The organism is Novosphingobium sp. (assembly GCF_036803765.1).
GTDB lineage: Bacteria > Pseudomonadota > Alphaproteobacteria > Sphingomonadales > Sphingomonadaceae > Novosphingobium.
Genome location: NZ_DAIRTS010000002.1, coordinates 38,234 through 49,461, shown reverse-complemented (window position 1 = coordinate 49,461; position 11,228 = coordinate 38,234). Strand labels below are relative to the sequence as shown.

General features: G+C 66.1%; 12 protein-coding genes and 1 tRNA gene (1 of these 13 cut by a window edge). 8 read left to right on the top strand and 5 right to left on the bottom strand.

Annotation, left to right across the window (positions count from 1 at the left end):
* Positions 1-22 (top strand) — tRNA-Ala (locus V7Q48_RS01350) (it extends 154 nt beyond the left edge of the window).
* Positions 23-71: 49 nt separating this feature from the next.
* On the opposite strand, the gene V7Q48_RS01345 is transcribed toward V7Q48_RS01350, so the two are convergent.
* Together V7Q48_RS01345 and V7Q48_RS01340 are read right to left on the bottom strand one after the other, a co-directional pair.
* Positions 72-638 carry a carboxymuconolactone decarboxylase family protein gene (locus V7Q48_RS01345; protein WP_333835796.1) on the bottom strand — a complete coding sequence of 189 codons (567 nt, stop codon included), beginning with the start codon at positions 636-638 and terminating at the stop codon, positions 72-74.
* Positions 639-760: 122 nt separating this feature from the next.
* On the bottom strand, positions 761-1,696 hold the full coding sequence (locus V7Q48_RS01340; RefSeq protein ID WP_333835795.1) for an isopenicillin N synthase family dioxygenase: 936 nt from the start codon (positions 1,694-1,696) through the stop codon (positions 761-763).
* 64 nt (positions 1,697-1,760) lie between these two features.
* Between V7Q48_RS01340 and V7Q48_RS01335 the strand changes: the two genes are divergently transcribed.
* The 3 genes from V7Q48_RS01335 to V7Q48_RS01325 all read left to right on the top strand — a co-directional run bounded on the left by V7Q48_RS01335 (position 1,761) and on the right by V7Q48_RS01325 (position 2,924).
* Positions 1,761-2,195, top strand: coding sequence for an EVE domain-containing protein (locus V7Q48_RS01335; RefSeq protein ID WP_333835794.1), 435 nt, complete (start codon positions 1,761-1,763; stop codon positions 2,193-2,195).
* A gap of 119 nt (positions 2,196-2,314) precedes the next feature.
* Positions 2,315-2,497 carry a CsbD family protein gene (locus tag V7Q48_RS01330; RefSeq protein WP_333835793.1) on the top strand — a complete coding sequence of 61 codons (183 nt, stop codon included), beginning with the start codon at positions 2,315-2,317 and terminating at the stop codon, positions 2,495-2,497.
* 178 nt (positions 2,498-2,675) lie between these two features.
* The gene (locus V7Q48_RS01325) at positions 2,676-2,924 is read left to right on the top strand and encodes a hypothetical protein (RefSeq protein ID WP_333835792.1); all 249 of its coding nucleotides are present in this window, start codon (positions 2,676-2,678) and stop codon (positions 2,922-2,924) included.
* Between the two features lie 36 nt (positions 2,925-2,960).
* On the opposite strand, the gene V7Q48_RS01320 is transcribed toward V7Q48_RS01325, so the two are convergent.
* A complete protein-coding gene (locus V7Q48_RS01320; protein WP_333835791.1) occupies positions 2,961-4,376 on the bottom strand; it encodes an MFS transporter in 1,416 nt (471 codons plus the stop codon).
* A 241-nt stretch (positions 4,377-4,617) separates the two neighbouring features.
* Between V7Q48_RS01320 and pgsA the strand changes: the two genes are divergently transcribed.
* Positions 4,618-5,211, top strand: coding sequence for a CDP-diacylglycerol--glycerol-3-phosphate 3-phosphatidyltransferase (gene pgsA, locus V7Q48_RS01315; RefSeq protein WP_333835790.1), 594 nt, complete (start codon positions 4,618-4,620; stop codon positions 5,209-5,211).
* 125 nt (positions 5,212-5,336) lie between these two features.
* Here pgsA and V7Q48_RS01310 read toward each other — a convergent pair whose 3' ends face one another.
* Positions 5,337-6,233 (bottom strand): hydrogen peroxide-inducible genes activator, encoded by an 897-nt coding sequence (locus V7Q48_RS01310; protein ID WP_333835789.1) that lies wholly within the window; start codon positions 6,231-6,233, stop codon positions 5,337-5,339.
* Positions 6,230-7,489: a ribonuclease D gene (gene rnd / locus V7Q48_RS01305; protein WP_333835788.1), complete on the bottom strand. Its 1,260-nt coding sequence runs from the start codon at positions 7,487-7,489 to the stop codon at positions 6,230-6,232. Before rnd ends, V7Q48_RS01310 begins: the two co-directional genes overlap by 4 nt.
* A gap of 177 nt (positions 7,490-7,666) precedes the next feature.
* Between rnd and aspS the strand changes: the two genes are divergently transcribed.
* From aspS to fabF, 3 genes are all read left to right on the top strand, one after another.
* Complete coding sequence (gene aspS, locus V7Q48_RS01300) at positions 7,667-9,448, top strand: aspartate--tRNA ligase (RefSeq protein ID WP_333835787.1); 1,782 nt, start codon at positions 7,667-7,669, stop codon at positions 9,446-9,448.
* 140 nt (positions 9,449-9,588) lie between these two features.
* Positions 9,589-9,825: an acyl carrier protein gene (locus V7Q48_RS01295; protein ID WP_028657713.1), complete on the top strand. Its 237-nt coding sequence runs from the start codon at positions 9,589-9,591 to the stop codon at positions 9,823-9,825.
* A gap of 121 nt (positions 9,826-9,946) precedes the next feature.
* Positions 9,947-11,203 carry a beta-ketoacyl-ACP synthase II gene (fabF, locus tag V7Q48_RS01290; RefSeq protein ID WP_333835786.1) on the top strand — a complete coding sequence of 419 codons (1,257 nt, stop codon included), beginning with the start codon at positions 9,947-9,949 and terminating at the stop codon, positions 11,201-11,203.
* Positions 11,204-11,228: the final 25 nt, after the last annotated feature.

Sequence of the window (11,228 nt, the reverse complement as noted above, 5' to 3'; positions counted from 1 at the left end):
TCGATCCCCCTCGGCTCCACCAGTTCACGAAAAAGCCCCGCCGCAGCGGGGCTTTTTGCGTTTCGGGACAATCACTCGCGTTCGGGCACCGGCACGTTGAAGCCGTTGAGCGTCACCGAGACCATCGCGTAGAGCCCGACCAGAAAGATCAGCTCGTTGACCCCGTCCTGGCCGAACGTGTCGACCGCGAGGCGATAGACCGGCTCGGGCAGCACGCCGCCGCGCGCAAGGGCATAAGCAAGGTCGAAGGCGATGCTTTCGTCGGCGGCAAGGTCGACCGGCTTGAGGTCGGCGGTCAGGCTCGCCAGCCGCTCGGGGCTCATGCCTTCCTTCTCGGCCACGGCGACGTGGGCATAGATCTCGTAGGCCGCGTCGAACCGCGCGCCGACGGCCAGGATCACGATCTGGCGCACGCGGTCGGGCACGGTCGCCTCGGCCGTCAGGGCCAGCGTCAGGTCCCAGATCGCCTTGCCGATGCGCGGCGAGTGCAGCCAGGGATTCCACGGCCCCATCAGCGCGCCGTTCTCGGCTTCCACCTTGAAGGCGTTGAAGTTGCTGGCGATGCCCTTGCGCATCTCGTCGTAGAGCGGCTTCTGTTCGGGCGTCAGGTTTTCGGGCGCAATCAGTGGCAGGCGCATCGGACGGTCCTTTGCTTGGTGTCGCACCTTGTGCGGTGCAGCATGTCCCCGAGCAGGCAACCGTCGCCCCCGTTTGCCGGTTCCCGGTATCCCGGCGCGACCGTCGCGCCGGGAAGACCGATTCAGGCCTTGAGGCCGATCTCGCGCAGACGCTCCTGCAGGTAGTCGTCCGCCGTGATCGAGACCGGATAGCGGTCCGGGTTCTCGGCACTGATGCACTGCGGCAGCGTGTGGAAGGCAAAGTCGCTACGCAGGTGGAGGAAGAACGGCATCGAGTAGCGGCTGAATCCGGCCCGTGCGCCATCGGGGTTGCGCACCCGGTGCGTGGTCGAGGGCAGGACGTGGTTGGTCAGGCGCTGCAGCATGTCGCCGATGTTGACCACCAGCGCACCCGGCGGCGGCGCCACCTCGATCCAGCGGCCATCCTTGGCCTGCAGTTCGAGGCCGGCTTCCTCGGCGCCCAGCAGCAGCGTGATGAGGTTGATGTCCTCGTGCGCGCCGGCGCGGATCGCACCATCTTCGGCGTCCGGCACCGGCGGGTAGTGCAGCAGGCGCAGCACCGAATTGCCGTCGGCGATGGCCGGATCGAACCAGTGTTCGTCAAGGCCGAGCCAGACCGCGATGCGCGACAGGATCGTCGCGCCGACCCTATCGAACGCGGCATAGAGTTCGGTGAAGGTCTCGCGGAAGCCCTCCGGCGCGTCGGGCCATACGTTGGGCGGCATGCTGTGGCCAAGCGGGTGGCCGGCGGGCAGGTCGCGGCCGACGTGCCAGAATTCCTTGAGGTCGCTGATCTTGGCGCCCTTGGCGATCTCGGTGCGGAATGGCGTGTAGCCCCGCGCGCCGCTGATTCCGGAAATGGCATATTCGCGCTTCTCGGCGTCGGGCCGGGCGAAGAACTGCGCGGTCATGTCCCAGGCACGATCGACGAGCGCCGGATCGAGGCCGTGGTCTTTGACGAGGGCGAAGCCGAACTGTTGGAAACTGGCGCCGATCTCGCGCGAGAGCACGGCAGGATCGGTCGCAAGCGAAAGCACAGGCAGGGTATCGAGGTTCATTTGGCTCCCCGGAAGGAAATGCGATAAGGGCGCCGCTCCATCCCCCTTTAGCCACAAGGTTTCCATGATCAGGATCAGTGCCGACACGCAACTCTGGCTGATGAAGTCCGAACCCGATGTGTACAGCTGGGACGATCTCGTGGCCGAAGGCGAGGGGACGTGGGACGGCGTGCGCAACCATCTGGCGGCGCGGAACTTGCGAACGATGAAGGAGGGCGATCTGGCGTTCTTCTATCACTCCAACATCGGCAAGGAAATAGTAGGCGTTGCAACGATCAGCGTGCCCGGCCTCACCGATCCCACCGACCCGGACGCGAAGTGGGCCGCAGTCAAGGTCAAGCCGGTCGCCAAGCTGGCGCACCCCGTCTCGCTCAAGACCATCAAGGCCACGCCCGATCTCGCCGATATGGAGCTGCTGCGTCTCTCGCGTCTGTCCGTCTCGGCCGTGCGCCGGCCCGAGTGGGACCATATCATGGGCATGGCCGGCGGAACGATCTGACCGTCGCTTGCGCCGAACCGCTGGAACCATTCCGGCGGGTTGGGCGTAGTTGTTTCGAAGGGCGCGGCGGCACCCCCCTCTCACCGCCGCGCCCGCCCAAACAGCACAGGAGAACCACGATGGGTGAACTTACCGACCGCGCGAAGGGCATGGCCAACGACGCCATCGGCAACGCCAAGGAAGCCATCGGCAAGGCGACCGACAACCACAAGCTCGAGGCCGAAGGCCTGGCGCAGCAGGCCAAGGGCAAGACCCAGGACGCCGCCGGCAAGGTCAAGGGCGCGCTGGGCGACGATATCTGACGGTCCCACCGTCACGTCCCTGGAGTGAATGACAGCGGGCCGCCCTTTTCCCGGGGCGGCCCGTTTTCTTTTGCGTAATCGCCGCGTGCGCAAGAACTGTCCCGGCGCGGCACGGCGCCAAGATCGCCCCGGCTGGTGAGTGCCATTATGGTAAATAAAGCGTTAAGCGCTATGCACCATGATGAACGCCGCCGCCTTTCCCGAACCCGTCAGATCGCCCCATTCCGGGCATCCATTCCGGCGCAGCCTGCCGGCCCGCGTGCTCATGCCTCTGCCGGTGCATGAGCCCGAAGTGGTCGCCGCGATGGAACGTGCTGCCCTGCGTTCGGCGCCGGTCGACTGGAAGCGGATCAGCGTGCAGGACGTGAAAGATTTCCTGCTCGCCTACTGTGCGTGCTTTGTCGCCGCACTGGCCTTCATCAGCTGAGACCAGCGGCCGCAGGCCCGCCAGCGCCTGATTCGCTCAGGCCATCTCGTCGAAGGTATGCGCCTCGTGGGCGCTGCCGTGGGCGACTTCCGCTTTGTACAGGCGCCAGCCCAGCCACGCCGAAACGAAGCAGAGAATGCCGGTCAGCAGCAACTGGTCGACGATCGACACGCCCGCTGCAGTCAGGCCCATGGCCAGGATCGAGCCGGCGAGCATCGCGGCCGAATTGACCACGTTGTTCGCCGCGATCGTCCGCGCCGCTTCGCACTTTTCGACGACGGTGGTGAGGAACGCGTAGAGCGGCACCACGAACATGCCGCCGGTGATCGAGATGCCCAGCAGCGTGCCGATCAGCGGCACGGCCAACGGCATGGCGAGGAACGCCGACAGGTCGAGCAGCCCGCGCTGTTCGGGGACGGGCCATGCCGCGCAGACGAAGTGGAAGGCGGCCACGAACAGGCCGGTGCCGACGACGCAGGCCGGCGCGAAGCGGGCCGAGACCGCGCCCTTCAGCATGCGGTTGATCGAGATCGAACCGATCGCGATGCCGACCGAGAAGATCACCAGGAACAGGCTGGCGACTTCCTTGCTGCAACCCAGCACGTTCTTGGCGAGCGGCGGGAACTGCACGAAGAGGATGGCACCCACCGCCCAGAAGAAGCTGATCGCGGCAATGGCGAGGAACACGCGCGGATGCCGCGTGGTCGAATGCACCAGGCGATAGAGCGAGACCGCCTGGTCGGCGACCGCCACGCAGGCCACGCCTACCGGATTGCGCGCCGATTTGGGGCGGCGCATGTAGGGGCGCAGCAGCGGCAGCGCGAGTGCCTCGTCAGGCACTTCGGGCGGGGCGGGGGGCACGCTCTTGCCCGCAACGAAGCCGATCAGCGCGACCACGACGACCGTGGCGGCAGCGGCCGGCGCCGAGATGTAGCCCGCGACGATCGTGCCGGCGAGAATGGCCAGATATGTCCCCGCCTCGACCAGCCCGGTGCCGGCCAGCACTTCGTCGGCGCGCAGATGCTGCGGCAGGATCGCGTACTTGATCGGGCCAAAGAAGGTCGAATGGATACCCATCGCGAACAGGGCCAGCAGCATCAGCGGGATCGCCAGAGCCTCGACCTCGATGCCCTTCCAGGCCAGCAGCAGCCCGGCGGCGCCCACCGCCATAATACCGATCTCGCAGGTCTTGACGATGCGGATGATACGGGCCTTGTCGCGCATGTCCGCCAGCTGCCCCGACAGGGCCGACAGCGCCACGAACGGCAGGATGAACAGTGTCGTCGCCAGCCCGGAAAAGTGCGCTTCGGCCTTTTCCGAGTTGTAGACGCTGTACACCACGAACAGCACCATGGAGTTCTTAAACAGGTTGTCGTTGAAGGCGCCGAGCAGCTGCGTCACGAACAAGGGCAGGAAGCGGCGGGCACGAAGGAGATGCGTGGTTGTCGTCATTCGCGTGTTTGCCAGGCGTCCCGATTATTGCCCTTCCGCCTTAACGCCCCGGACCGCAGGGGCAAGGGGCAAGCGGCCGGGCGGCGCGAAAAGGCGAATTGTCCGGCCATCCGCTTCGGAAGTCGAACTTTCCTCACTGCGAACGTGGGGAGCCCCCAGCTAACCTGCAATGTCGTGTCGCACGCGATGAATGCACAAACCGTTTCCACTTGCCGCCCCAGCGCGTAATGCTGGCCGCGACATGCTCACGTTGCCCAACATCCTCACGCTGTCGCGCATCTTCGCGGTTCCGCTGCTCGCCGCGTTGCTGTGGTGGCCGACCTGGCCGCTGGGCTATGCCCTCGGCTTTGCCATGTACTGCCTGATGGGCGTGACCGACTATTTCGACGGCTACCTCGCCCGCGCGCAGGGCACGGTCTCCAAGCTGGGCGTGTTCCTCGATCCCATCGCCGACAAGATCATGGTGGCAGCGGTGATTCTCGTGCTGACGGCACAGGGCGTGCTGACCGGTCCCTATGTGGGCGACATGCACGTCATCGCCGGCCTCGTGATCCTGCTGCGCGAGATCGCGGTATCGGGCCTGCGAGAGTTTCTCGGCGGCATCCAGGTCTCGGTGCCGGTCTCGCGCCTCGCCAAGTGGAAGACCACGCTGCAGATGATCGCGCTCGGCGCGCTGATCCTGGGTGGGGCGATGCCGTGGTGGACGCTGCGGCTGGGCGGCATCGTCTGCAACGTGCCGCACACCGTCGGCCTGACCACGCTGTGGGGCGCGGCGGTACTGACCGTAGTCACTGGCTGGGACTACCTGCGCGTCGGCCTCAAGCACATGGATTGATGGCGGGCACTAGAGTGCGATGACAAAAAGTGGGAACCGGTTTTTGTCAAAAATCGCACGATCACAAAGATCTAGAGCATGATGGCGTTTCATAGAAACGTCATCGAGCTCTAGGCCCGCCGCTCTCATTCCACCCGCAGTTCGTCGGCCAGCAGCCGGAATTCCTCGGCGCGGGGCGAGTTCTTGCGCCAGACCAGCGCGATCTCGCGATAGGCGTGATCCGAGTTGAGCGGCCGCGCGATGATGTGCGTGCCGTTGAGGATCCCCGCCTCGACCGCCATCTCAGGGAGCATCGTCAGGCCCAGCCCATTGTCGACCATCTGCACCAGCGTATGCAGGCTGGTGCCGATCATCGTCGCGCTGGCGCGCAGTTCGGGGCGGTTGCACGCCGCGAGCGCATGTTCCTTGAGGCAGTGCCCGTCCTCGAGCAGCAGCAGCCGGTGCTCGTCGATCAGCTCGGGCTGGATCAGCTCGGGCGGATTGCGCGGGTCGTCCTCGGGAAAGGCGACGTAGAGCGGATCGTTGAACAGGTGGGCGACTTCGACCTCGCCCGTGGCGAAGGGCAGGGCCAGCAGCACGCAGTCGGCGCGGCCGTGGTGCAGCGATTCGATCGCCGCCGCACTCGGCTCCTCGCGCAGGAACAGCTTGAGCTGCGGGCGATCACGGCGCAGCCGGGGCAGCATGCGCGGCAGCAGGAACGGCGCGATCGTCGGGATCACGCTCATGCGCAACTCGCCCGACAGCGGCGCGCCGTGCGACTGCACCAGTTCGGACAGCTCCTCCGCCTCGCGCAGCAGGCGATGCGCCTTGGCCACGACCTGGTTGCCCAGCGGCGTAAAACGCACCACGCGGCGGGTGCGCTCCACCAGCGTCACGCCGAGCAGCGATTCGAGTTCGCGCAGGCCCGCCGACAGCGTCGACTGCGAGACGAAGCACGAATCCGCCGCCTTGCCGAAGTGGCCATGCTCGTGCAGCGCCACCAGGTATTGCAGCTGCTTCAGCGTGGGCAGGTAAGTGCTCATTCGCCGTCGCCGGGCGCCCCGGTCGTGTCGTCATCGGTCAGGGCCGGCGCATCGCCGCCCGTGCCCTCAGGCTCACCCGCATCCGAAATGGCATCGATGCGCGTCATCTTGAGGCGGCCGTTCACCACCGCGAAGGCCATGCGTCCCTCGACCAGTTCCAGCGCATCGCGCCCGAACTGGTCGTACCGCCAGGTGTCGAGCAGGGCGAGACCCTTGCGCTGCCCGGCCGCCAGCTCCTCGAGATCGTCGCTGCGTGCCAGCAGGCGGGCGGCGACGTCGATCTCGCGGCTGCGGATCTTGAGCAGCAGCTTGAGCAGGTCGGCGACGAGCGCGCCTTCCTTGCCGAGCGGAGCGCCGCGCGGCGCGCGCGGGGGCATCTCGGCTTCGGTCAGCGGCTTGGCATCAGCCAGCGTCTGCATGAGGCGGCGTCCGATGTCGTTGTCCTTCCAGCCCGAGGAGAGGCCGCGCACCTTGGTGAGGTCGGCCTGTTCGCGCGGCGGATGGCTGGCGATGTCGGCCAGCGTCTCGTCGCGCATGATGCGCCCGCGCGGAATGTTCTTGTCCATCGCCTCGGACTCGCGCCACGCGGCCAGCGCGCGCAGCCGGCCGAGCACGGCGGGGTTGCGGCTGGGCGGACGGATCTTTTCCCAGACCTTGCCCGGATCGCTGCGATAGTTCTCGGGATCGGCGAGCTTTTCCATCTCGATGTCGAGCCATTCGCCGCGCCCGGTCTTGATCAGTCGCTTGAGCATGCGCGGGAAGATCTTCGACAGGTGCGTGACGTCGCCGATCGCGTATTCGATCTGCCGCTCGGTCAGCGGGCGGCGCGACCAGTCGGTAAAACGCGCGCCCTTGTCGATCGACAGGCCCAGCCATGCCTCGACGAGGTTCGAATAGCCGATTTGCTCGCTCTGCGAGAGCGCCATCATCGCGATCTGGGTGTCGAAGATCGGGTGCGGGGTGCGCCCGGTCAGGTTGAAGATGATCTCCACGTCCTGGCCGCCGGCATGGAAGACCTTGAGCACGTCCTCGTTGTCGACCAGCAGGTCGAGCAGCGGCGAGAGGTCGATGTCCTTGGCCAGCGGGTCGATCGCGGCGGCTTCTTCCTCGTTGGCGATCTGCACCAGGCACAGCTCGGGCCAGAAGGTGTTCTCGCGCATGAACTCGGTGTCGACCGTGACGAAGTCCGACTTGGCAAGCCGCTCGCACAGGTCTGCAAGCGCGGCGGTCGTGGTAATCAGCGGATGTATCTTCATCGTTCTTTTCTGTATGCCCGATCCGGCCGCAGGCATCCGCCTGTCGGTGGCTGGGGCCGGTGGTGCCCCCGTCCGGGAGCGGCGGCTTGACAAACACGCGGGCATCGCCTCTTGGCCGCGCCTGACATTTAAGCCTGTCTCACCTGCCTTATTGCAGACCGATTGGAAAGAGTTTCGATGCATCCTTATCGTTCCCACACCTGCGGCGCCCTCTCGCGCGAGCATGTCGGCGAGACTGTCCGTCTCTCGGGCTGGGTGCATCGCAAGCGCGACCATGGCGGCGTGCTGTTCGTCGACTTGCGCGATCACTACGGCATCACCCAGATCGTCGCCGACAGCGACAGCCCGGCGCTGGCCCTTCTCGAATCAACCCGCGTCGAAAGCGTGGTGACGATCGAGGGCCTGGTGAAGGCGCGCAACGACGCGACGGTGAACGCCGGCCTCGCCACCGGCGCGATCGAGGTCTTCGCCAAGGGCGCGAGCGTGCTGTCGGCCGCCGAGGAACTGCCGCTCCCCGTCGCTGGCGAGCAGGAGTATCCCGAGGACATCCGCCTGCGCTATCGCTTCCTCGACCTGCGCCGCGAGACGCTCCACGCCAACATCGTGACGCGCACCAGGATCATCTCGGACATGCGCCGCCGCATGGAAGCTGCCGGCTTCACCGAATATTCGACGCCGATCCTCACCGCCTCGAGCCCCGAAGGCGCGCGCGACTTTCTCGTGCCCAGCCGCATCCATCCCGGCAAGTTCTATGCGCTGCCGCAGGCGCCGCAGCAGTACAAGCAGCTGCTGATGGTCGCCGGCTTCGACCGCTACTTCCAGATCGCGCCCTGCTTCCGCGACGAGGATCCGCGCGCCGACCGCCTGCCGGGCGAGTTCTACCAGCTCGACCTCGAGATGAGCTTCGTGACCCAAGAAGAAGTCTGGGAAACCATGGAGCCGGTGATCGGCGGCGTGTTCGAGGCGTTTGCGCAAGGCAAGCCCGTCACCCCGATCGGCCAGTTCCCACGGATCGCCTATGACGAGGCGATGCTCAAGTACGGCTCGGACAAGCCCGACCTGCGCAACCCGCTGCTGATCTCCGACGTGTCGCACCACTTCACGCAGTCGGGCTTCGGCCTGTTCGAGAAGATCGTCGGCACCGGCGGTGTGGTCCGCGCGATCCCGGCACCGGGCACGCACGAGAAGAGCCGCAAGTTCTTCGACGAGATGAACGACTGGGCGCGCGCCGAAGGCCATGCAGGCCTGGGCTACGTCACCCGCAAGGGAGGCGAGTTCGGTGGCCCGATCGCCAAGAACCACGGCGCCGAGGGCATGGAAGCGCTCTATGCCGAGCTGGGCCTGGGTGAGAACGACGGCCTGTTCTTCGCGGCCGGCAAGCCCGAGCAGGCGGCCAAGCTGGCAGGCGCGGCGCGCAACCGTGTCGGTGCACAGCTCGGCCTCGTCGAGGAAGGCACCTACAAGCTGTGCTGGATCGTCGACTTCCCGTTCTACGAATGGGACGAGGACGCCAAGAAGGTCGAGTTCAGCCACAACCCGTTCTCGATGCCGCAGGGCGGAATGGACGCGCTGACCGGCCAGGATCCGCTGACGATCAAGGCGTTCCAGTACGATCTGGTGTGCAACGGCTTCGAGATCGCCTCGGGCTCGATCCGCAACCAGTCGCCCGAGACCATGGTCAAGGCCTTCGAGCTGGTCGGCCTGACCAAGGCCGACGTCGAGGAGCGCTTCGGTGGCCTCTATCGTGCGTTCCAGTACGGGGCACCGCCGCACGGCGGCATGGCCGCGGGTGTCGACCGCATCGTCATGCTGCTCTGCGGGGCGCAGAACCTGCGCGAGATCTCGCTGTTCCCGATGAACCAGCGCGCCGAGGACCTGCTGATGGGTGCGCCCTCGCCGGCCGAGCACAAGCAGTTGCGAGAGCTCAATATTCGCGTGGCCGAACAGCCCAAGGGCTGAGCGGAAACGCGCTCCGACCGGCGCTCGTGCCCAACGCTTGGAAGAGCGTGGTGCGGGCGCCTCTTGCCAGCGGTTCAACACCCTATTAGGGCGATGGCTGACCCGCGACCACCAACCTGTTTCCTGCGAAGGGGCATATAATGAGCGATACCGCCGACCGCGTTAAGAAGATCGTCGTCGAGCATCTCGGCGTCGAGGCCGACAAGGTCACCGAAGACGCCAGCTTCATCGACGATCTCGGCGCCGACTCGCTCGACATTGTCGAGCTGGTCATGGCTTTCGAAGAAGAATTCGGCGTCGAGATCCCCGACGACGCGGCCGAGAAGATCTCGACCGTTTCGGACGCGATCAAGTACATCGACGAAAACAAGGGCTGATCGCCCGGCTTCCCGGCATCCGTCTGCCCTTGAAGGGCTGATGGCAAGGGATGGATTCGGCAGGCTCAGCCCCCATATCAGCGGGGCTGGGCCTGTTCGTTTGTAATTTCCGGAGAAAAGAATGCGTCGTGTCGTCGTAACCGGCCTTGGCCTCGTCACACCGCTCGGGGCCGATGTGGAAACCACCTGGGCCAATCTGCTTGCCGGCAAGTCCGGCGCCGGCCCGATCACCCGGTTCGATGCCAGCAACCAGAAGTGCCAGATCGCCTGCGAGGTGAAGCCCGCCGATCATCCTTATGGTTTCGATGCCGGCAAGCGCGTCGATCACAAGATCCAGCGCCAGGTCGATCCCTTCATCGTCTACGGCATCGATGCCGCCGGCCAGGCGCTCGAGGACGCAGGTCTCGTCGACATGGACGACGATCTCAAGATGCGCACCGGCTGCTCGATCGGCTCGGGCATCGGCGGTCTGCCGGGCATCGAGAGCGAATCGATCGTCCTGCACGAAAAGGGTCCCGGCCGCGTCTCGCCGCACTTCGTCCACGGCCGCCTGATCAACCTGATCTCGGGCCAGGTGTCGATCAAGTACGGCCTGATGGGGCCGAACCACGCGGTCGTCACCGCCTGCTCGACCGGCGCGCACTCGATCGGCGATGCCGCGCGCATGATCAAGGACGGCGATGCCGACGTGATGCTGGCGGGCGGTGCGGAAAGCACGATCAACCCGCTGGGCGTCGCCGGCTTCGCGCAGGCCCGCGCGCTCAACTGCAGCTACAACGACCGCCCCGAACAGGCCAGCCGCCCCTACGACAAGGACCGTGACGGCTTCGTCATGGGCGAGGGTGCCGGCGTCGTCGTGCTCGAGGAATACGAGCATGCCAAGGCGCGCGGCGCCAAGATCTACGCCGAAGTCGTCGGCTACGGTCTGTCGGGCGATGCCTACCACGTCACCGCCCCGCATCCCGAGGGCAAGGGCGCGGAACTTGCCATGCGCATGGCGCTGCGCAAGGCCGGGCTCGAGCCGGGCGACATCGACTACGTCAACGCCCACGGCACCTCGACCATGGCCGACACCATCGAACTCGGCGCGGTCAAGCGCGTGCTGGGGGCCGATCTCAGCGGGGCGTCGATGAGCAGCACCAAGTCGGCGATCGGACACCTGCTCGGCGGCGCCGGCGCAGTGGAGGCGATCTTCTGCATCCTCGCGATCCGCGACCAGATCGTGCCGCCCACGCTCAACCTCGACAACCCCGACGAGGGGACCGAGGGCGTCGATCTCGTGCCGCATGTCGCCAAGAAGCGTGAAGTGCGCGCCGTGCTGAACAACTCGTTCGGCTTTGGCGGCACCAATGCCAGCCTGGTCATGAAGGCGGTTTGAGCCGCAAGGCCGCCCGCCGCAATCG